This is a genomic window from Pigmentiphaga sp., assembly GCF_019689535.1.
Classification (GTDB): domain Bacteria; phylum Pseudomonadota; class Gammaproteobacteria; order Burkholderiales; family Burkholderiaceae_B; genus Pigmentiphaga.
The window spans coordinates 1-21,060 of record NZ_JADGHH010000042.1 but is presented as its reverse complement, the minus strand read 5'-3'; the positions used below and the strand labels follow the sequence as shown (position 1 = coordinate 21,060).

Below are 21,060 nucleotides of genomic sequence, written 5' to 3'. Positions count from 1 at the left end.
GAGCACATAACATATTCTTCTAGAGAATTAGCTTATTTCTTATTGAAATATGATTTTCCGCCAGTTCTTTGACGACGCATCGAGCACCTATACCTACCTGCTCGCCTCCAGGGCAGGCGGCGAGGCATTGATCATCGATCCTGTCAAAGAACGCCTGGACCATTACCTGCAGGCAATCCGGGAGCTGGAGCTGCGCTTGGTGCACGCCATCGACACCCACACGCACGCCGACCACATTACGGCGTTGGGAGACCTGCGGGACGCCACCGCGTGCACGACGCTCATGGGCGAGCGCTCGCGCGCCGAATGCGTTTCCCGGCGCGTCCAGGACGGAGAAATCCTGCGGATAGATGGCATCGAGCTCCAGGCGGTTTACACGCCGGGCCACACGGACGAGTCCTTTAGCTTCGTGCTGGATCCCCAAGCGCCGAAAGCCGTTTTCACGGGAGACGTGCTGCTCATCCGCAGCACGGGCCGGACGGACTTCCAGGGGGGCGACGCCGAGCGCTCGTGGGAGTCCATCGTCGGCCGCCTGTTTGCCCTGCCGGACTCCACCATCGTCTATCCGGCTCATGACTACAAAGGTTGGACGGCATCGAGCATCGGAGAAGAAAAACGCCACAACCCCCGCATCGCGGGCAAGACCAAGTCTGAATACGTGGCGATCATGCGCAACCTGAAGCTTCCGCACCCCCGCCTGATGGATGTCGCCATTCCTGCCAACCTCGCCTGCGGTCAGCCCGAGGGCCCGTCCAGGCCAAGCGTGCACTGAGGCCGTCGACCAAACCCGGGCGGGGACAAGCGCAGCGCAGGCGTGCCGCACACCGCGCTTGGTCTCTTGCCATCGCCCCCCGATTCCCACTCGCGGGCATATGCGCGAGCCAGCGAGAGAGGACAGGCATATCATTGTGATGTCCAGGGGTTCGGTGCAGCTTCCCCATGTCCGCCTATCTCGTCCGCTTTGCCCGTAATGATTGCGGCCGCGATTTCGCGGTTGGAGACATCCACGGCCATTTCACCCGCCTGCTGGCAGCCCTCGAAAGCGTGGGGTTCGATCCGCGCGTGGATAGGCTCTTCAGCGTGGGCGACTTGGTCGACCGCGGCCCCGAATGCGAACAGGCGCTGATGTGGCTGGGGCAGCCGTGGTTCCATGCCGTCCGGGGTAATCACGAAGACTTCGCCATCCGCTATGCCGCGGGTCATCCGGTAGACGTCGGGATTTACCTGGCCAACGGCGGGGAGTGGTTCATCGCGCTGGATCCCGCCCTGCGTTCCGACTATGCACGGAGTTTTGCGCAACTGCCCTTTGCCGTGGAGGTCGAGACTTCTCGGGGCCCCGTAGGCATCGTTCACGCAGACTGCCCCGTCCGCGACTGGCGCCACCTCCCCCTGGCGCTTCGATTGCGGCGCACGGCACGGGACCACACCATCTGGGCCCGCGAGCGGCTGCAGCGGAAAGATGCGAGCAGCGTTGCCGGCTTGCGCGCATTGGTGGTGGGGCATACGCCCGTCGCCTCGCCCACGGTATTGGGCAACGTTTTCCACATCGATACTGGCGGGTGGACGCCCGACGGACGTTTCACGCTGCTGAACCTCGAAACGCTGGAGGTGGAAAATGATGCGCACTGAAACCTCCGCCCAGCCCTTCGCCGCGCTGCGATCTCAAGTCCTTGAGCAATCGGGTGCGCGGGCGGCGATCACGGCCGACTATCGGCGCGCCGAACCGGAAATGGTGCAGGAGCTGCTGGACGAAGTCGGCGACCTGCGTGCAACGCCGTCCGTCCAGGACCTCGCGCACCGGCTCGCATCCCGGCTTCGTCCCAGCGAGGAAACCCCAGCCCCGGCCGGCATCGCGCAAATGCTACTGCAGGAGTTCTCGCTCTCTTCGGACGAGGGCGTGGCGCTGATGTGCCTGGCCGAATCCATTCTCCGCATCCCGGACGCGGCCACCCGGGACGCGTTGATACAGGACAAAATCCGGCGCGGGCGCTGGTCCGCCCACCTCGGCCACAGCCCCTCCCTATTCGTCAATGCCGCGGCCTGGGGGTTGTTGATAACGGGCCGCGTATACGAGGCCCGCCACAGCTCGGGCCTGCACGCCGCGCTCGCCCGGCTCATCGGCAAGGGCGGCGAGCCTCTCCTGCGGGCCGCAGTCAACGGGGCCATGCGCCTGCTCGGAGAGCAGTTCGTGGCCGGCCACACTATCGAAGAAGCACTCGAACTGGCGCGCGAACGGGAAAAACGGGGCTACCTGCACTCCTACGACATGCTGGGCGAAGCGGCCGTGACCGAAGAGGACGCGTACCGCTACACGCGGTCCTACGCACAAGCCATCCATCGCATCGGCCAGCAATCGCAAGGGGGAACACCCTACGACGGCCCGGGCATTTCGATCAAGCTCTCCGCACTCCACTCTCGCTATGCGCGCAGCCAGCGGGGCCGCGTCATGGACGAACTCTACCCCCGGCTCCTTGCGCTCGCGCGCAGCGCGTGCACTTACGACATGGGGCTGAACATCGATGCCGAAGAGGCGGCGCGGCTGGACGTATCCCTGGACCTGCTCGAGCGGCTCTGCACCGAGCCCGACCTCGCCGGCTGGAACGGCCTCGGCTTCGTAGTGCAGGCTTATCAGAAACGCAGCCTGCGCCTCGTCGAGCATCTCATCGCCCTGGCCCGCGCCCATGGGCGGCGACTGATGGTGCGCCTTGTCAAAGGCGCGTATTGGGACGCCGAAATCAAGCAGGCGCAACTTCACGGCCTGGACGACTACCCCGTCTATACCCGCAAGCCCCATACAGACCTCGCCTATCTCGCCTGCGCCCGGAGACTGCTGGCAGCGCCCGATGCGGTGTTTCCGCAATTCGCCACGCACAATGCGCTCACGTTGGCCAGCATCTATCACCTCGCGCGCCCGGAGCGATTCCGCCCCGGCCAATACGAGTTCCAGTGCCTGTACGGCATGGGTGAAGCGCTCTACGACCAGGTAGTCGCCCCCTCGCACCGGGGAGGGTTGGAACGGCCTTGCCGCATTTACGCACCCGTCGGACCGCACCACACGCTGCTCGCCTATCTCGTGCGCCGGCTGCTCGAGAACGGTGCCAACACCTCGTTCGTCCATAGGATCGCCAATCCCGGCCTGCCCCTGGACACCGTGCTAGAGGATCCCCTGGATGCGCTGCACGAAACCGATGGCGGGGTCGGCGCTCTCCACCCCGGCCTGCCGTTGCCCCGTCACCTCTACGGCCCCGCACGGCTGAATTCCCGCGGCGTGGACTGGTCGAACGAAGCCTGTTTATCCGCGCTCGCGCACCAGCTGGCCGGCGGGCCGCCTGGCCCCTTCATCGCCGCGCCCATGCAGCAAGGCGGCGTCCCACACCGTACCGCGCGCGAGATACGTAATCCCGCCCTGGCGACAGACCTGGTTGGACACGTGTATGAGGCGACGCCCGCCGAGGTCGACGCGGCGCTCGAAGGCGCAACCCACGCCTCGCGGCCATGGCAAGACGTCTCCGCGGCGGCACGAGCGGCGCTGCTGGAGGGCGCAGCCGATCGGATCGAGCGCGACATGGCCGACTGGATGGCTGTGCTGGTGCGCGAGGCCGGCAAAACGCTGCCTGCTGCGGCTGCGGAAGTACGCGAAACCGTCGATTTCCTCCGCTACTACGCTGCCGAGGCGCGCACGGCCCTTCATGGTGTTCCCCACCGCCCGTGGGGCGTGGTGGCCTGCATCAGCCCCTGGAACTTCCCGCTGTCGATCTTTATCGGCCAGATTGCTGCGGCGCTCGTGGCAGGCAACGCGGTCGTGGCCAAACCGGCAGAGCAAACGCCCTTGATCGCGGCGCGTGCGGTAGCAGAGCTTCGGAAAGCGGGAATCCCCCGCGGTGCGCTGCAACTGCTGCCCGGCCCCGGTGAAACCGTGGGTGCGCAGCTGGTGTCCGACCCGCGGGTGCAAGCCGTGCTATTCACCGGCTCGCTGGAAGTTGCCGGGAGAATACGCGCCAAGCTCGCGGAACGTCTCGCCGAGGGCGGCCACGCCATTGCCTTCGTCGCGGAAACGGGCGGCCTGAACGCCATGATCGTCGATTCGTCGGCCCTACCAGAACAAGTCGTGGCCGACGTGATGGAATCCGCCTTCGATGGAGCTGGACAACGATGCTCGGCGCTGCGGCTGCTCTGCGTGCAAGAAGACGTGGCGGACGCAGTGCTCGCCATGTTGCGCGGAGCCATGAGCGAATGGCGCGTCGGCCGCCCCGACCGGCTCGACACCGATGCCGGGCCGGTGATCGATCGCAACGCGCGTGAAGCGATCGAAGCCTACATCGCCGCCATGCAGGCTGCCGGGCACCGGGTGTTCAGGCGATGCAGCATGGACGCCTCCGAATGCCAGGCCGGCCACTTCGTCGTGCCTACCTTGATCGAGCTCGACCATCCTGGTCAACTGGCCCGGGAAGTCTTCGGACCGGTGCTCCACGTGGTGCGGTATGCAGCGCAGGCGCTCGACACCCTGCTCGACGAAATCAACGCTTTCGGGTACGGCCTGACGCTGGGGGTGCACACGCGCATCGATGACACCATCGAACGCGTAGTGGCTCGCGCAAGAGTCGGCAACATCTACGTCAACCGCAATATGATCGGCGCGGTCGTCGGCGTGCAGCCTTTTGGGGGGGAAAATCGCTCGGGCACGGGTCCCAAAGCGGGTGGACCGCTATACGTCCCGCGCTTATTGGCATCCGCGCCGCGGGATGCCGGCCTGCGGATCTTTCATGAGCAACCGCGGGCGCCGGCGTGGCTTTTTCCGCGACTGGCAGAAAATCCCGCGCTGGCTGCGCTGAAAGGGTGGGCCGTACAACGCGGCATGCCGGAGCTGGCGGCTTGCTGCGAGGCGTTCGAAGCCCGTGCAGCCTCCTTGGCCGCCGTCAGGCTTCCCGGCCCCACTGGCCAGTTGGACGTCTACGCACTTTGCCCCCGGGAGACCATCCTATGCATGGCAGACGACGAGTCCGACAGGCTGTGCCAGCTGGCTGCCGTGCTCGCGACCGGGGCCTTCGCACTCTGGCCCAGCGAAACCCGCGCCCGATCGATGCACGCTGCGCTGCCTGCTCCCGTCTCCGGGCGGATCCGGCTCGGCGATCCCGCGTCGTCCCGCTTCGAAGCCGCACTAGTACATGCCCTGGGCGAACGGCTACGTTCCATCCTGCTCAAACTCGGCGAGTCGCAAAACGCCGTAGTGCCCCTCGTAGACCTCTCCCCGGGCGAAGCGAACATTCCGCTCGAGCGCTTGTTCGTGGAGCGGGCTGTCAGCATCAACACCGCCGCCGCAGGAGGCGACGCTGGACTGCTGGCCTCAGCGTAAACGACGCCCCCGGGCTGCGACCGAGCCCCACGGCCGCAGGATGCCCCGCTCCCGACCGATGCGGCTTGCACTTTGTTGCAGCTCGCGCTTGCGCGAGCCGCCCGCCAGAGCAAGATAAGTAAATACTGCCAAGGAGCCGTCATGGGCTATGAATTCTGGTACTGGAACGGCATCCCCGGGCGCGGAGAATTCGTCCGGCTCGCCTTGGAAGCCGGCGGCATTCCTTACCGGGATTGCGCGCGCGAGGAAGCCGCCGGACCATCGGGCCTGGTCGCGGACATGATTGCGGACCGCACCCATCCGCCGTTCGCGCCGCCCTATCTCGTCGCCGACGGCATGACAATCGCGCAAACCGCCAATATCCTGCTGTTCCTCGGCGCACGCCACGGCCTTGCGCCCGCGGACCTTTCAGGGCGCCTGTGGGTAAACCAAATCCAGCTCACCATCGCGGACATGGTGGCTGAAGCGCACGACGTGCACCATCCGATCGCCTCCGAGCTCTACTACGAGGAACAAAAAACCGAAGCCCGACGCCGGGCCGAGCATTTCCGCGGTCACAGGATGCCTAAGTTCCTGGGGTACTTCGAGCGCGTGCTGACGAACGATGACGGCTGGGTCGGCGCGCCACGGTGGACTTACGCCGACCTCTCTCTCTACCACCTGGTCGACGGACTGCTCTATGCATTCCCCAAGCGCATGTCCACCCTCGCCCATCATTATCCCCGGGTCATGGCCCTGCACGAGCGCGTAAGCAAACTGCCCGAACTGCAAGCGTATCTATCAAGCGGTCGCCGGCTCCCCTGGGGAGATGGGGTGTTTCGCCATTATCAGGAACTGGACGCCAAATAACGGGTTTGCACGAGGTCCGCCACGACGCTACGCTTGGGCCATTGTCATCGTTATGCGCGCCCATGTCGTTTGCAATTTCCCTCATGCTGTTCGCCGCCGCGGCGCTTGCATCGATCCCGGCGCAAGCCGGGGGCTTCATCCAGCGCCTGCTCGATAAACCCGTTCCCGGCGGCGTAGCCGTGATCCCCCTGGGAAACGCCCCGACCGCACCGACAGTGACCTACCGCGGACACCGGACCATGGTGTTGCGTGACGAGGCGGGAGACTGGCTCGCGATCGTTGGCATCCCCCTCGACGTCAAGCCTGGCGTCCAGGCGATCTCCGTGCGCACCCCGGAAGGCACCCGCACCCTGGACTTCTCCGTACGCGACAAGACCTACGAGGCGCAGCACATCCGCCTCAGGAACAAGCGCCAAGTAAATCCCACACCGGCGGACCTGGCGCGCATCGAAAAAGAACTCGCGGAACAAACCGCCGCGTATCGCAGCTACCGGGAGCGCATCCCGAGCAACGTGCTTTTCGACAAACCGGTAGACGGCGGCCACTTGTCCAGCCCGTTTGGATTACGGCGGTTCTTCAACGGGGAACCGCGCAACCCGCATTCCGGCCTGGACTTCGCCGTCCCGGCGGGTACGCCCGTCAAGGCTCCGGCCGACGGCAAAGTGATCCTGGTGGGCGATTACTTCTTCAACGGCAAGACCATCTTCCTGGACCACGGCCAAGGCCTCATCAGCATGTTTTGCCACCTATCGTCAATCGACGTCAAACCTGGTCAGGACGTGGCGCGCGGCGGCATCGTCGGCCGGGTCGGCGCCACGGGCCGCGCCACCGGCCCCCATCTGCATTGGAACGTAAGCCTGAACGACGCCCGTGTCGATCCTGCAATCTTCATCGGCGCGTTCAAGCCCTGACTGCCTGCCGCGATACCGCCGCGACTACTTGGCCATTTCCCGGGCACGCTGGGCAAGCGCCGGGTTGCGCTCCAAGGCCTGCCCAATGCCGTTGAACTCGTCCACCGTCAAGCCCTCCGCATGCACGGCCTCGACCATTTTGTCGTCGGCTTCCTTGTGTACCTGCTGCTGGGCTGCGGCGTCCGGTGCCGCCTGCAACTTGGGCGTGTATTCCTGAGAGATGAGCCCGACCTTCTGCGCAGCGTTGACGAACTTACGCAGTTGGTCGTCGGAAACACTTTGCGCGGGCGCGGACGGCGGCGTCGGCGCAGCGCCCGGAGCTGGCGCCTGGCCGGCCGGCTGCGCAAAAGCCGCCGACGCCGCCGCGAGCAGCAAGGCGCCTGCGGCTGGAACGAAAACCCGCTTCAAGCCGGTCATGGATTTCATGAACTACTCCCTGTTCGTTTCTACACGCGCCCATGGTGCCAAGAGCGCGACGAACCGGAGGTAGCGATATGTATGCAATGCGACCATCTACCCGCTCACGCATCGTTACAACTGCTGAACCAAGCGCCCTCGGACTTGGCCCGCGGGTGGCGCAGCGCGCGCCATGCGGCGCGCTCCCCGCAGGACAGCCCCGCGGCCCCGGCAAGCGTATTGAGCGCGCGGCTGCGAGGGCAGTTACATCTCGTGTCGAAACGAAGGACCCACGGACTAATGCGTGCCGTTGGATGGACCCGATACCTCCGCCTGCCGCCGGCGGCCGATCGTAGTCGGCGGAATGCATACGGTCGCTATCATGACGAGCAGCGACATGAGCAGCACGCCCCAGAACGTCCCATGCAGCGATTGCTGCATCGCGTGTTCGATGGCCGGGCTGACCCCCGCCCCGGACTGCAGTGCAGCCGTCAATTGCTCAGAACTGACCGGCGTGCCGTTCATCGCGCGCGACAATCCGAAATTGAACACGGCCCCCAAGGCCGCGGCGCCCAAGGTGCTGCCAAGATTGCGCGCGAAGATATTCGACGCGGTCGCACTCCCTCGTTCCGCAAGCCCCACGATTTCCTGGATCAGGACGAGCGAACACACTCCCATGAACCCCATGCCCAGGCCGACGACCAGCGAACCGGCGCCGGCCAGCACGGGCGAGTTGTCCGGTCCAAGCAGCAAGAATGCGCACGCGCCGATAGGCACGAGGATGCTGCCGGCAATCATCATGGGACGCAGGCCGTAACGCGGAAACACTTTCGCCGCGAAGGTCGAGCCCACCGGCCATCCCACCATGATCATGGTCAACGCGAGACCGGCCACCACCGGCGTGCGGTGCTGGACACCCTGCACGTACATGGGCAGGAAGGTCGTCAAGCCCATGATGACCATGCTGCCCAACAACATCGCGGCGTTGGCGGCAGCAATGGGACGCCGCCCCCATAGCGAGAACGAAACCATGGGGTCAGCCGCCCGCCGCTCCTGCGCAATGAACAGCACCAGCAAGACGAGGAACGCGCCCGTCGCGATCCACGCCCTCGTCGCGCGCCCGTCTCCGGCATCGGTCAGCGCGACCATCAACGCCGCAACCGCCCCCGTGAACAGGATGGCCCCGGGCACGTCGATCGAAAGCTGCCGACGCTCGCGGCGCTCATGGAGAAAGTAAATGAACCCCGCGCTGGCGAGCAATGCCACGGGAACGTTCATCCAGAATATCCACGCCCACGAAAAATGGTGAATGATCAAAGCCCCGAGCATGGGCCCCATGACGCCGGATACGGCCCAGACACTCGCGAGATAGCCTTGTATCTTGCCCCGCTCATGCATCGGATAGAGGTCCGCGATGATGGTCATTCCCACCGGCTGGATCGCCCCGGCGCCTATGCCCTGGATCAGGCGGAAAACGATCATCGATGGCATGGACCATGCGAAGCCCGCCAGGATCGACCCCAGCAGGAATGCGGCGATGCCTGCCAGCATCACCGGCTTGCGGCCATAGACGTCTGACAGCTTTCCGAACACGACCGTCATGGCCGTCTGGGTCAGGAGGAACGACGCGAAGACCCAGCTGTAGAGCTTGAGCCCGCCCAAGTCGGCAGCGATCTGCGGCATGGCGGTCGCGACGATGGTCGCCTCAATCGCGATCATGAACATCGAGGCCATGACGGAGGCGATGACCAACGGGCGAGACGAGCGTGCGGAGGCAGCGGACACGGTGCGGGTACCTAGCGGAGAACGAGTTGTAACCTTCGCGAGTGTATCTTGGTATACGCTGGATGCGGCGACGCTGGCGCTCGAAGGGATCGAACGGACCGGCAGCCCGAACGATTGCATGACGGCCGGGAGCTTTTCATGAAACATCACGACGCCAGCAAATTGACGCAACGTTGGAATACCCCGGCGGACAGCGTGCCGGCCGAGCCACTCACCCTGGCGGACTCACTTCCGGATGCGGAAGACCGAATGGGCAGCCGGGCTTGCTTGCGCAGCGCCGCGGATCCGAACGTGCTCGTCTACGCCAAACTGAAAAACCGGGTTTCGCTTGCATTCAATGCGGAGATCACAGGCTTCAGCCACGGCGCGCCGCAATTCGACGGGATGGAGATAGGCGACGAGATTTCGTTCGACGAAAGCTACATCGTCCGGTTCGAGCCAGGACGCTGATCCCATGGCGACTCAGGGAATGTATTGGCCGAGGACCGGAACCGCGTCGCCAGTGGCGGCCGCATGCGTTACCCGGACTCGAGCTGGCACGCTGGGCAGCCGCCCACATGAACCAGGAAGAGCGCGCGCGAGGGGCGCGAGCGATAGGCTTGCACCCCTCTAGCTTATAAGCTTATTAGTAACAATACGTTGATGTTTTATCGATGAAAGAATAACGTTGTCGCACTTGCAGCACCGCCGCGGGCGGTGCCGGTTTCTCCAACCATCGATCGGGAACTGCTGTGCTGACGCGTACTTCAATCCACCGCCTGCTGGCGGCCGCGGCCCTGTCCGGCCTATTGTCTGCCCCCTCCTTGGCCGCGGAACCGCCGATCACCATAGGCCTGTTTGCCCACCTGTCCGGCAATTTCGCCGAGTACGGCGCGAGCTTCAAGAACGCGGTGGAGCTCTACCTCGATAAGCTCAATGCCGAGGGTGGCATCAACGGCCGTCCGGTCAAGCTGGTGGTGGAAGACGACCGCAACTCCCCGCAGGAAGCGGCGACGGTCGCGCGCAAGATCGTTGCCACGCCGGGGGTGGTCTTGGCTATCGGATCCTGGTCCACCACGGCCTCGCTGGCTGCGGCCCCCATCTTCACCGAAGCGAAGATCCCGCAGATCAGCCCGACCTCCTCGCACCCCGACTTCAGCAAGCAAAGCCCGTATCAGTTCCGCCAGAACAATACCGACGACGTGCTGGCGCAGTACAACGCCGACACCATCCACAAGCAGCTCAAGGCCACTCGCATCGTCATCCCCTACTCGCAGGACGATTGGGGGTTATTCACCGTCAAGGCCACCGCGGAAGCCCTTGAGAAGGACGGTGCCCAAGTACTGTTGAGGGAAGCTGTCATGCCGGGCAGCAAGGACTTCCGCCCGCTGGTGAGCAAGATCAAGTCCCTCAGGCCCGACGGCGTTTTCCTGGCCCTGCCCTATCAGGAAGCGTCGATCTTCATCCAGCAGCTGCGCCAGGCGGGGGTGAATATCCCGGCGGGCGGCGGCGTACCGCTTACCTCGCCGAAGTTCATTGAATTGGCCGGCAAGGCGGCCGAAGGCGTGGTCGTACACAGCATCTTCTTCGCAGGGGATCCCTCCAAGAAAGCCTTCGTGGACGCATACCGCAGCAAGTACAACAAGACCCCGGACCAATTCGCCGCCCTGGCCTATGACGCAGCCGGCGTCGGGGTCGCCGCCATCCGGCGCGTGCTGGCATCCGGCAAACCCCTGACGGGACAAGCCGTTCGCGACGAGTTGGCCAACGGCCCGGCCTACGAGGGGGTAACCGGCGTGACCAAATACGAGAACGGCAACGTGCGCAAGGCTCCCACCTTCCTGGTCATCCGCGATGGCCAGTTCCAACTGAACCAATAATTCCATTCGAGGCTGTCGCCGGCCCGCCTTCCAGCGCGGCCGGCGACGGCCATTTGCAGCCTGCGCAGCTTACTCATGCTCGAGCTTTTCGCCAGTCAGATTCTCAACGGCCTTGCCATCGGCCAGGTCTATGCGTTGATCGCGCTTGGATTCTCGCTGGTGTTCGGCGTATCCAATCTCATCAATTTCGCCCAGGGTGCCCTCTTCATGGTGGGCGCCTTCCTCGCCTTTACTGGCGTCACTGCCTTCGGCCTCCCCCTGCCCGCGGCAGCTACGCTGTCCGTCGCCGGTGTCGCGCTGCTCGGCATGCTGCTCGAGCGCGTGGCGCTGCGGCCGCTGGAGAATGCTCCCTATATCGCGCCGGTGCTTTCCACGCTGGCCATCAGCCTCATCATCGAACAACTCGCCGAAATCCTCTGGTCGCCCGAGAGCCAGGCTTTCCCCGTCACCTTCGAGGAAACCACCTACTATTTCGGCAGCGCCTACGTCACCAGCACCGATCTCTTGATCTTCGGCTTCGGCGCGCTCGCCACCCTGGCACTGTCCGTGTTTCTGTCCCGCTCATGGTGGGGCCGGGCGCTACGTGCCACGGCGCAAGACCGCGATGCCGCCGCGCAACTCGGGATTCGCACCGGAACCGTCAAGAGCCTGGCTTTTGGCCTGGCCGGTGCGCTGGGGGCTCTGAGCGGTATCCTGGTGGCGCTCTATTTCAAGAGCGTGTTTCCGCAAATGGGCCTGCCCTTCGGGCTCAAGGGTTTTGCCGCAGCGCTGCTGGGCGGCCTGACCAGCACGCCTGGCGCCGTGCTCGGCGGCTTGCTGCTCGGTGTGGTGGAAACACTGGCGAGCGCTTATCTGGGCGAGGGCTCGCGCGATCTCGTGGCCTTTTGCCTGGTGCTGGTGTTCCTGGTTTTCCGTCCGCATGGAATATTGGGAGACCGCAGGCTCGATGCGCTCGGCGGGGCGAGCGGGGCGGCGGGCGCCATGCCGACCTCCAGCGTTCTGGCTTCGTCATCCAGCCAGCGTGGCACCGTACGCGCCTGGGAGCTTCCGCCCTGGGGATTTCTCGCCGTGGGCTGCCTGCTGGCGCTGCTGCCCCTCGTCACGCAAAGTGCCTACCTGCTGCAGGCCGTGGTCTACGGCATACTCTTCGCAGTGCTCGTGGCCAGCGTCAGCCTGGTCTCGGGTGCACTGGGCCTGCTGTCCATCGGACACGCAGCGTTCTACGGAGTCGGTGCCTACGCGGTGGGATTGTTGGCGCGCAATATGGGATGGCCCGCCGAAGCCGCCCTCGCCGGCGCCGCGCTGGTCACGGGGCTCGTTGCCGTCGTCGCGGCGCTGCCCTTGCTCAAACTGAGCGGCCATACCGCTGCGCTCGGCACGCTTGCAGTGGGGCAGATCGGCTACCTGGTGTTCATGAGCTGGCTCGACGTCACGCGCGGGCCCATGGGCTTCATCGGCATCCCGGCCCCTCGCCTCGCCCTCCTCGGCGGCCACGCATTGACCGGGCTGGCCGAAAAATTCTGGCTGGTGGCTGCCGTCGCCGGGCTCGCGCTTTTCGTTGCCCAGCGGGTGCTGGACTCCGGCATCGGCCGGGCGTGGCGCGGGATACGGGAAGATCGGCTGGCAGCGCATACCGCCGGCCTTCCGGTACATCGCTACATACTCCTGGCATTCGCATTGTCCGGTGCGCTTGCCGGTACTGCGGGAGGTCTCTTTGCCTATGTGCAGAGCGTCGTCAGTCCGGAAAGCTTCACTGTCAGCGCCTCCATCCTGATCCTCACCATTGCCGTGCTGGGAGGATTGGGCAATCTCACGGGGGCAGCGCTGGCCGGTTTCGCGCTGACGTTGTTGCCGGAACTACTCAGGCCATTCGCGGAGTGGCGCATGGTGGCCTATGGCATCGCGCTGCTCGTCATGCTGCGCGTCCGGCCGCACGGCTTGCTGGGAGCACGCTGAGCATGACTTACCCTTCCGAACGCGGTTTGCGCGTTGAACGCCTGAGCCGGCACTTCCGGGGCGTGAAGGCCGTGGATGACGTCAGCTTCACCGTAGCGCCGGGAGAAACCGTGGCGCTGGTCGGCCCCAACGGCGCGGGCAAGTCTACGCTCATCCAGCTGTTGAGTGGCGTGGAGCGGCCAACCAGCGGCCACGTGTACCTGGACGGCAAGCGCATCGACGGCCTGGCGCCAGAGCGGATCGCGCGGCTGGGGCTGGGCCGCAGTTTCCAGACGTCGCGGGTGTTCCCCATGCTCAGCGTCTGGGACAGTGCCATGCTCGGAACCCAGGCCAGCCTGCTCGCCCGGTCCCCTTCGGGAGGGTTGATCAATCCGCTGGCCGAGGTCGCTGGCGAGCTCTTCGGCTTGGCCGGATGGCGGCGCCGGCGCGAGCGTGCGGAACGAGACGCGCGCGAGGCGCTGCAGCGTTTCGGCGACCGCCTCTGGCCGCGCCGCGGCCAGCCTGCCTACAGCCTGTCCTATGCCAATCGGAGGCGGTTGGAGCTGGCGCGCGTGCTTGCGGCTCGTCCGCGCTTCGTCCTGTTCGATGAACCCGCGGCCGGCATGAACCCGAGCGAAACCGCGGAGCTCACCGATTTACTGCTGGCGCTACGAGCCTCACAGCCCGAGCTCGGCATGGTCGTGGTCGAGCACAAGCTCTCGCTGGTACGCCGGATCGCGGACCGGGTGATCGTGCTCAACCAAGGGCGCATCCTCGCCTCCGGCGAACCTGGGGAAGCGCTGGGCCACCCTGAAGTCATCGAAGCTTATCTCGGCCGGGCACGCAAGCGGCCCGTCAATTCGGATGCACACCTTGGCTGATTCGTCTATCCGCCCCCTCCTCCACATCGATGCCGTAGACGTGCACTACGGCGCGGTCCAAGCCTTGTTCGGCGTCAGCATCGAGGTGCGTGCCGGAGAGGTGGTGTCGGTGCTCGGCGGCAATGCCTCGGGCAAGTCCACCACGCTCAAGTCCGTACTCGGGCTGGTACGTCCGTCGAAAGGCCGCATCGTACTCGACGGGAAAGAAATCCAGGGCCTGCGCCCGGCAGACGTCATTGACCTGGGGGTAGCGAGCGTGCCGGAGGGCCGCCGCGTGTTCCCCGACATGTCGGTGCGCGAGAATCTGCTCCTGGGTGCCTATCCCCGGCGCCGCGACAAAGCGGCCGTCGCCGCAGACCTCGACGAGGTATTCCAAGCCTTTCCGCGGCTGGCAGAACGGCGCTCCCAGTTAGCCGGCACCCTGTCCGGGGGAGAACAGCAAATGCTGGCTCTCGGGCGCGCGTGGCTGCGCCGGGCCAGGCTCGTGTGCATCGACGAGCCGTCCATGGGCTTGTCGCCGAAGTTCGTGGACGCGGTTTACGAGGTGTTGTTCCGCTGGAAGGATGCCGGACAAACGATATTGCTGGTCGAGCAAAACGCGCGCATCGCGCTCGAACTGGCAGACCGGGCCTATGTGCTCCAACATGGGCACGTGGTGCTGCACGGCCGGGCCGCCGACCTTGCCGCGGACCCCGCTGTACAAGAAGCCTATCTGGGCGGAGAAGGCCCGGAAATGGTCCCCGCCCCCAACGGGCAAGACGCATGACGTCACGGAGCAAGATATGTCTGATTCCACCCTGCATACCCTCGAAACCGACGTGCTGGTGATCGGTGCCGGCGGTGCGGGCATGAGTGCGGCGATCGCCGTTTCCCAAGCCGGCAGGCTGGCGCTACTGGCCGACCGCAGCCTGATCGGTCGCGGCGGCGCGACGATCATGGCGCAGATGACGGTGGCCGCAGCCCTCGGCGAACAGGGGCCGGACCACTGGGAATACCATTTGCGGGACACCCTCGCGGCGGGACGGGGCCTGTGCAACGAACCGCTCGCCCGGCTGCTGTGCGAGGAGGGCGTCCAAGCCATTCGCCTGCTCGACCGCTGGGGAGTGGGCTGGGCGCGCAACGGCGAACGCCTGGCGCAGACCCGCGCGCCCGGCCACGATCGTCCTCGCTGCGTCTACGTGGACTATCTCAACACCGGGCCGGCCGTGGCGAAAACCTTGCGGGCCCAGGTCGCGCGCGAACCGGGCGTGCGACGCGTCGGGGACCTGCTGATAGTCGACTTGCTGCGCAAGGACGATCGCGTGGTCGGCGCCGTCGCACTGCACCTCGCGACGGGCGACCCCGTCCTGGTCCGCGCGTCGGCGACCATCATCGCGACCGGCGGACTGACCCGCCTGTATCGGCGCAACAGCGCGTCGCTGAACATGGGAGGCGACGGCTTTGCGTTGGCGCTGCGCGCCGGCGCACGGCTCATCGACATGGAATTCGTGCAGTTCTTCCCTATCGGTCATTTGGCGCCGCGCTTGGTCGGCTTCGACCCCATCATGTGGGATCCCTTCCGGTACAAGCTAGGCGGCAAGCTGCTCAACAGCGAGGGGGAGGAGTTCGTCGAACGCTACGGCAACCCAGCCGAGGAACAAGGCTATACCACCACGCGCGACGCCGCGACCTATGCCATCCTGAAAGAAGTCGAGGCCGGTCGCGGCTCGCCCTCAGGCGGGGCGTGGCTAAGCTTTGAGCACGTACCGGAACCGAAGCTGCGGGCTGCGTTCGGCCCCATCATCGACAAGCTCGCCAAGGCCGGCATCGACCTGACCAAACAGGCGATCGAAGTCGCCCCAATCGCCCACTATCACATGGGCGGCATACGCGTCGACACCGACATGGCTACCGACGTCCCAGGCCTCTACGCCGCCGGCGAAGCCGTGGGCGGCGCCAATGGCGCGAACCGGCTGTCCGGCAATGCCATCACCGAGGCCGTCACGTTCGGGCTGAGGGCCGGACGCTCGGCGGCCACGGCCGCCGAAGGGGCTTCCGCCCCGACATTGGCCGAGCTCAAGAAGCTGGCCGCCCCGACATTGGCAGCACTGGTCCCGCGCCCATCCGGACGAAGCGAACCGAATTCCGCCGCACTGATCAACACCTTGCAGGACGTGATGCAAACGCATGTCGGACCGTTCCGCACCGAGGCCGGCCTGCAGCACGCGCTGTCGGCGCTGGCCGAACTGCGGGACCGCGCCGGCGAGACGATACCGGGAGGCGGGCCGCAAGACCCCGTGCGCCTGGACTTCCTCGACCTGCGAAACATGCTGCTGGCAGCCGAAGCTGTGACACGCTGCGCGATTGCGCGCCGCGAAAGCCGGGGCGCCCATCAGCGAGAGGATTTTCCCGCGCAGGACGACGCCTGGACCCTGAACCAGATCATCGCCTGGCACGACGGCGCCTGGACCCTGGCCACGCAGCCGGTCCAGCGCCTCGCGGCCGGGCAGGAGGAAATCGCATGACCTCATCCCCCGCCCCCATCCGCCTGCGCATACAGCGGGCCAGCGCGGGTTCGCCCGCCCGTGAAGAGGAGTTCGAAGTTCCGCCCGAAGGGGCTGCTTCCTTGCTGGACGCCCTGCGCTGGATACGCATTCATCGCGACGACACGCTGGCTTTCCGTTACGCGTGCATCAACGCCAACGCCTGTAAAGAATGCATGATGCGGCTCGACGGAAAGGTAGTCTACGCGTGTCTCGCCAAACTCCAGCCGGGCGCCGTGCATACCGTCGCCCCCCTGCCCAACAAGCCGCTGGTGCGTGACCTCATCACCGAAATCGCGCCGCCCAAGGAACGGCTGTTCGCCGGAGATGACGAGGAGGAGGAATGATCGGCACCGGTCCCGAACTGGCGCGCCGCATCCCGGAGCGAGGCGCGGCATGAATGATCGCAAGCGCGAACCGGGCAAAGGGGTGGGCGAACGCCTGCGCATCCTGTCCTCGGCCCACCTGGCCACCGGCCCGCACGCAGAGCTTTCCGAACTGGAATTCGGCCTGATCATCGCGCATAACGCGTTCAGCCGTTGGGTGGTACGCTGCATGGCTGCGGCGGGCGAAGCCGAACTGGCGATCACGGACGTCCTGGTGCTGCATCACGTGCATCACCGCCAGCGAGGCAAGAAGCTCGCCGATATCTGCTTTACGCTCAACTACGAAGACACCCACGTCATCAATTATTCGTTGAAAAAACTGGCCGGCATGGGCTTGGTACGCGGAGAGAAAATCGGCAAGGAAGTCTTCTACGCCACCACGAACGAAGGCGCCGCGCTGATCGAGCGCTTTCGCGACATACGAGGACGCTGCCTGCTCCCCAGCATCGAAGGGGAACTGGCGGACGACGCCTCGCTATCAGACGTCGCGCGACGTTTGCGCATGCTCTCCGGGCTCTACGACCAAGCCGCGCGTGCGGCCTCATCGCTATGACCGCATCCTCCCGCCCTACTTCCTCCGACGATGCCCGCTGGGAATTCTGGATCGACCGAGGTGGCACCTTCACCGACGTGATCGGGCGCAGGCCCGACGGATCGCTGGTGACGGCCAAGCTGCTCTCCGAGAACCCGGGCCGCTATGAAGACGCCGCCGTGGAAGGCATCCGCCGGCTTCTCGGCCTCGCCCCCGGCGACCTCATACCCTCCGATCGCATCGAAGTGGTCCGCATGGGCACCACCGTGGCCACCAATGCCCTGCTCGAGCGCAAAGGCGAACGCGTGCTGCTGGCCGTTACCCGGGGTTTTCGCGATGCGCTGCGCATCGCCTACCAGAACCGCCCCCGCCTGTTCGATCGAGAAATCGTACTGCCTGAACAGCTTGCCAGCCTCGTGGTGGAAATCGACGAGCGCATGGCAGCCGACGGCAGCATCGTCGCCCCGCTCGACGAAGAACAAGCCCGAGCGGAATTGACCCGCGGGCGGGAACAGGGCTATCAGTCCGTCGCCATCGCGCTGATGCACGGTTACCGCAATCCCGCCCACGAACTGCGCCTGGCCGCGATTGCGCGCGAACTCGGTTACGTGCAGGTCTCCGTCTCACACGAGGTATCGCCGTTGATCCGTTTCGTGGCGCGTGGCGACACCACCGTGGTCGACGCCTACCTCTCTCCCGTCCTGCGCCGCTACGTCGATCGCGTCTCTGCAGCCCTGCCGGGCGTGCGCCTGCAGTTCATGCAATCGAGCGGGGGCCTGACCGACGCCCGTACCTTCCAGGGCAAGGACTCCGTCCTGTCCGGGCCGGCGGGCGGCATCGTCGGCATGGCCGGCGTTTCGGCCGCCGCGGGCTTCGACCGGGTGATCGGCTTCGACATGGGCGGCACGTCAACCGACGTCTCCCACTACGCCGGCGAATACGAGCGGACCTTCGACACCTTGGTGGCGGGTGTCAGGCTCCGCGCCCCCATGATGAGCATTCATACCGTTGCGGCGGGCGGGGGCTCCATCTTGCGCTTCGACGGCTCCCGGCTGAGAGTGGGCCCCGAATCGGCGGGTGCCGACCCTGGCCCGGCCTGCTATCGGCGCGGCGGACCGCTGACCGTGACCGATGCGAACGTGATGCTCGGCCGGATCCAGCCCGCCCACTTCCCGGCCGTCTTCGGTCCCGACGGCAATCAGCCGCTCGACGCCGACATCGTCCGGGCGCGTTTCGCCGAAATGGCCGAGGAGGTCTCGCGCGCGACGGGTCGCCTGGTCACGCCGGAAGCGCTTGCGCACGGCTTCCTTGAAATTGCCGTCACCAACATGGCCAACGCGATCAAGCTCATCTCGGTACAGCGCGGCTACGACATCACGCGCTATACCCTGACGACCTTCGGCGGTGCCGGCGGCCAGCACGCCTGCGCCGTGGCAGACGCCCTAGCCATGCCCCGCGTGCTGATACACCCCCTGGCCGGCGTGCTCTCGGCCTACGGCATGGGCCTGGCAGTGGCCACCGCGGTGCGCGAACGATCCGTCGAGCGGCGCTTCGATGCCGACGGCCTGGCCGAACTCAGCCGCGTGCTCGACGATCTCGGCGCCGCAGCATGCAATGAGCTGGTCGGGCAAGGCTCCAAGCCCGAAGAAATACGCATCGCGCAGCGCGTCTACCTGCGCTATGAAGGCACCGACACCGCGCTGCCGGTGCCCTTCGGGCAAGCGGATGCGATGCTGGGCGAGTTCGAGCGCGCCTATCGCCAGCGGTTCGCCTTCCTGATGCCGGATCGGGCCCTCGTGATCGACTCTGCGGTCGCCGAAGCGACGGCTTGCGGCGGTTTGCACGGCTCGAGGGCGGCGAATTTTTCCCGTCCTGCACGCCAAGCGGGCACCCGGCTCGAACCTCTCGGGCACGTTGCCATGCATGCCGACGAGGAATGGCGGGACGTGCCGCTCTATGCCGCATCAGACCTCCGCGCGGGCGACGAAGTCACCGGCCCCGCGATCATCTCCGACGCCAACGCCACGACTGTCGTCGACCCGGGATGGAGCGCAAAGGCCCTGGCCAGCGGCGACATCGTGCTCGAGCGGGCGCGCCCCCGGGCCCAACGCCGCGCGGTGGGCACCGAAGCCGACCCCGTCATGCTGGAGATCTTCAACAATCTGTTCATGTCCATCGCCGAGCAGATGGGGTGGCGGCTCCAGAACACGGCGCATTCGGTCAACATCAAGGAGCGGCTCGATTTCTCCTGCGCCATTTTCGACGCCCAGGGCGACCTCGTCGCCAACGCGCCGCACATCCCGGTGCACCTCGGATCCATGGGCGCCAGCGTGCGCGCAATCATCGACAGTGCGGGCGAGACGATGCGGCCGGGAGATGTCTACGTCCTCAACGATCCGTACGCCGGGGGCACCCATCTTCCCGACGTCACCGTCATCACGCCCATCTTCGACGAAAGCGGCTCCCAGGTGCTGTTTTACGTCGGTTCGCGCGGCCATCACGCCGACATCGGCGGGCTGACGCCGGGCTCCATGCCCCCCAACTCGCGCACCATCGAAGACGAAGGCGTGCTGATTACGAACTTCCTGCTCGTGCGCGACGGCAGGATGCGGGAAGCCGAGATGCGGGAATTACTGGCGAGCGCCCGCTATCCCGCGCGCAACATTGACCAGAACATTGCCGACTTGCGCGCCCAGGTAGCGGCCAACGAGAAGGGTCGGGAAGAGCTCATGGCCATGGTGCGCTACTTCGGCCTGGACGTGGTACAGGCGTACATGAAGCACGTCCAGGACAACGCCGAAGAGTCCGTGCGGCGGGCGATCAGCCGCTTGCGTGACGGCAGCTTCACCGTCACGCTGGACAACGGCGCGCAGGTCTGCGTGAAAGTCACCGTCGATCACGCCGCGCGTAGCGCGACGCTCGACTTCACCGGCACATCGGCGCAACTGCCCAACAACTTCAACGCGCCCCGCGCGGTGACCTCCGCCGCGGTGCTCTATGTCTTCCGCACGCTGCTCGACGAGGACATTCCGATGAACGCCGGAGGCCTGAAGCCGCTCACCATCGTGGTGCCGGAAGGCTCCATGCTCAATCCGCGCTATCCGGCAGCGGTCGTGGCCGGCAACGTCGAGACCTCGACTTGCGTCACCAATGCCTTGTACGGGGCCCTGGGCATCATGGCGAGCAGCCAGCCGACCATGACCAACCTGACCTTCGGCAACGCCCGGCACCAGTACTACGAAACCATCTCCGGCGGCTCCGGCGCGGGTGGCCGGTTCAACGAAGCGGGCGAGCTGATCGGCGGCTTCGACGGTACGTCGGTGGTGCAGACCCACATGACCAACTCGCGACTGACCGATCCGGAAGTGTTGGAATTACGGTTCCCGGTGCGACTGGAGCGCTATGAAATCCGCCGTGGATCCGGGGGCGCCGGCCGGTGGCGCGGAGGAGACGGCGGCCTGCGCACGCTGAGATTTCTCGAGCCCATGACAGTGTCCCTGCTCGCCAATGGTTGGCGCCACCCTGCCTTCGGGCTGGCCGGCGGAGAAGCCGGCGCGCCGGGCAAGGCGCGCATCTTGAGGACGGACGGCAGCGTCGAACCCCTCGACCATGCCGATCAGGCCGAGCTGCAAGCTGGCGACAGGGTGGAGA

16 protein-coding genes are annotated in these 21,060 nt (G+C 65.8%); 14 read left to right on the top strand and 2 right to left on the bottom strand.

Annotated features, from left to right (window positions below; genetic code table 11):
• Positions 1-49 precede the first annotated feature (49 nt).
• From IRZ12_RS05765 to IRZ12_RS05745, 5 genes are all read left to right on the top strand, one after another.
• Positions 50-772, top strand: a complete 723-nt coding sequence (locus tag IRZ12_RS05765) for an MBL fold metallo-hydrolase (protein WP_296465502.1) — start codon at positions 50-52, stop codon at positions 770-772.
• A 167-nt stretch (positions 773-939) separates the two neighbouring features.
• Positions 940-1,629: a metallophosphoesterase gene (locus IRZ12_RS05760; RefSeq protein WP_296465500.1), complete on the top strand. Its 690-nt coding sequence runs from the start codon at positions 940-942 to the stop codon at positions 1,627-1,629.
• Complete coding sequence (gene putA, locus IRZ12_RS05755) at positions 1,616-5,353, top strand: trifunctional transcriptional regulator/proline dehydrogenase/L-glutamate gamma-semialdehyde dehydrogenase (RefSeq protein WP_296465495.1); 3,738 nt, start codon at positions 1,616-1,618, stop codon at positions 5,351-5,353. The genes IRZ12_RS05760 and putA overlap by 14 nt, the downstream gene beginning before the upstream one ends.
• Before the next feature lie 141 nt (positions 5,354-5,494).
• The gene (locus tag IRZ12_RS05750; RefSeq protein ID WP_296465492.1) at positions 5,495-6,202 is read left to right on the top strand and encodes a glutathione S-transferase; all 708 of its coding nucleotides are present in this window, start codon (positions 5,495-5,497) and stop codon (positions 6,200-6,202) included.
• A 62-nt stretch (positions 6,203-6,264) separates the two neighbouring features.
• Positions 6,265-7,113, top strand: a complete 849-nt coding sequence (locus tag IRZ12_RS05745) for a peptidoglycan DD-metalloendopeptidase family protein (protein ID WP_296465488.1) — start codon at positions 6,265-6,267, stop codon at positions 7,111-7,113.
• Positions 7,114-7,137: 24 nt separating this feature from the next.
• Here the strand turns inward: IRZ12_RS05745 and IRZ12_RS05740 are convergent, their stop codons facing one another.
• On the bottom strand, positions 7,138-7,539 hold the full coding sequence (locus tag IRZ12_RS05740) for a DUF4168 domain-containing protein (RefSeq protein WP_296465487.1): 402 nt from the start codon (positions 7,537-7,539) through the stop codon (positions 7,138-7,140).
• A 267-nt stretch (positions 7,540-7,806) separates the two neighbouring features.
• Complete coding sequence (locus IRZ12_RS05735; RefSeq protein ID WP_296465504.1) at positions 7,807-9,414, bottom strand: MDR family MFS transporter; 1,608 nt, start codon at positions 9,412-9,414, stop codon at positions 7,807-7,809.
• A gap of 18 nt (positions 9,415-9,432) precedes the next feature.
• On the opposite strand from IRZ12_RS05735, the gene IRZ12_RS05730 reads away from it, so the two are divergent.
• The 9 genes from IRZ12_RS05730 to IRZ12_RS05690 all read left to right on the top strand — a co-directional run.
• The gene (locus IRZ12_RS05730) at positions 9,433-9,744 is read left to right on the top strand and encodes a hypothetical protein (protein ID WP_296465484.1); all 312 of its coding nucleotides are present in this window, start codon (positions 9,433-9,435) and stop codon (positions 9,742-9,744) included.
• A 281-nt stretch (positions 9,745-10,025) separates the two neighbouring features.
• A complete protein-coding gene (locus IRZ12_RS05725; RefSeq protein ID WP_296465481.1) occupies positions 10,026-11,153 on the top strand; it encodes an ABC transporter substrate-binding protein in 1,128 nt (375 codons plus the stop codon).
• Positions 11,154-11,228: 75 nt separating this feature from the next.
• Entirely contained in the window at positions 11,229-13,109 is a 1,881-nt protein-coding gene (locus IRZ12_RS05720) for an ABC transporter permease (RefSeq protein ID WP_296465478.1), read from the top strand.
• Between the two features lie 2 nt (positions 13,110-13,111).
• On the top strand, positions 13,112-13,969 hold the full coding sequence (locus tag IRZ12_RS05715; RefSeq protein ID WP_296465475.1) for an ABC transporter ATP-binding protein: 858 nt from the start codon (positions 13,112-13,114) through the stop codon (positions 13,967-13,969).
• On the top strand, positions 13,953-14,735 hold the full coding sequence (locus tag IRZ12_RS05710; RefSeq protein ID WP_296465474.1) for an ABC transporter ATP-binding protein: 783 nt from the start codon (positions 13,953-13,955) through the stop codon (positions 14,733-14,735). The genes IRZ12_RS05715 and IRZ12_RS05710 overlap by 17 nt, the downstream gene beginning before the upstream one ends.
• Positions 14,736-14,751: 16 nt before the next feature.
• Entirely contained in the window at positions 14,752-16,473 is a 1,722-nt protein-coding gene (locus tag IRZ12_RS05705) for an FAD-binding protein (protein WP_296465472.1), read from the top strand.
• The gene (locus IRZ12_RS05700) at positions 16,470-16,838 is read left to right on the top strand and encodes a 2Fe-2S iron-sulfur cluster-binding protein (RefSeq protein ID WP_296465469.1); all 369 of its coding nucleotides are present in this window, start codon (positions 16,470-16,472) and stop codon (positions 16,836-16,838) included. Before IRZ12_RS05705 ends, IRZ12_RS05700 begins: the two co-directional genes overlap by 4 nt.
• Before the next feature lie 49 nt (positions 16,839-16,887).
• Positions 16,888-17,430 carry a winged helix DNA-binding protein gene (locus IRZ12_RS05695; protein WP_296465464.1) on the top strand — a complete coding sequence of 181 codons (543 nt, stop codon included), beginning with the start codon at positions 16,888-16,890 and terminating at the stop codon, positions 17,428-17,430.
• Positions 17,427-21,060 (top strand): hydantoinase B/oxoprolinase family protein (locus IRZ12_RS05690; protein WP_296465460.1); only part of this gene is annotated, 3,634 nt, incomplete at its 3' end. The genes IRZ12_RS05695 and IRZ12_RS05690, both read left to right, overlap by 4 nt.

Excerpts from the sequence above, each read along its gene's own strand:
- IRZ12_RS05765 (WP_296465502.1), top strand. The coding sequence starts at position 50 with ATGATTTTCCGCCAGTTCTTTGACGACGCATCGAGCACCTATACCTAC.
- IRZ12_RS05760 (WP_296465500.1), top strand. The coding sequence starts at position 940 with ATGTCCGCCTATCTCGTCCGCTTTGCCCGTAATGATTGCGGCCGCGAT.
- putA (WP_296465495.1), top strand. The coding sequence starts at position 1,616 with ATGATGCGCACTGAAACCTCCGCCCAGCCCTTCGCCGCGCTGCGATCT.
- IRZ12_RS05750 (WP_296465492.1), top strand. The coding sequence starts at position 5,495 with ATGGGCTATGAATTCTGGTACTGGAACGGCATCCCCGGGCGCGGAGAA.
- IRZ12_RS05745 (WP_296465488.1), top strand. The coding sequence starts at position 6,265 with ATGTCGTTTGCAATTTCCCTCATGCTGTTCGCCGCCGCGGCGCTTGCA.
- IRZ12_RS05740 (WP_296465487.1), bottom strand. The coding sequence starts at position 7,539 with ATGAAATCCATGACCGGCTTGAAGCGGGTTTTCGTTCCAGCCGCAGGC.
- IRZ12_RS05735 (WP_296465504.1), bottom strand. The coding sequence starts at position 9,414 with ATGCAATCGTTCGGGCTGCCGGTCCGTTCGATCCCTTCGAGCGCCAGC.
- IRZ12_RS05730 (WP_296465484.1), top strand. The coding sequence starts at position 9,433 with ATGAAACATCACGACGCCAGCAAATTGACGCAACGTTGGAATACCCCG.
- IRZ12_RS05720 (WP_296465478.1), top strand. The coding sequence starts at position 11,229 with ATGCTCGAGCTTTTCGCCAGTCAGATTCTCAACGGCCTTGCCATCGGC.
- IRZ12_RS05715 (WP_296465475.1), top strand. The coding sequence starts at position 13,112 with ATGACTTACCCTTCCGAACGCGGTTTGCGCGTTGAACGCCTGAGCCGG.
- IRZ12_RS05710 (WP_296465474.1), top strand. The coding sequence starts at position 13,953 with ATGCACACCTTGGCTGATTCGTCTATCCGCCCCCTCCTCCACATCGAT.
- IRZ12_RS05705 (WP_296465472.1), top strand. The coding sequence starts at position 14,752 with ATGTCTGATTCCACCCTGCATACCCTCGAAACCGACGTGCTGGTGATC.
- IRZ12_RS05700 (WP_296465469.1), top strand. The coding sequence starts at position 16,470 with ATGACCTCATCCCCCGCCCCCATCCGCCTGCGCATACAGCGGGCCAGC.
- IRZ12_RS05695 (WP_296465464.1), top strand. The coding sequence starts at position 16,888 with ATGAATGATCGCAAGCGCGAACCGGGCAAAGGGGTGGGCGAACGCCTG.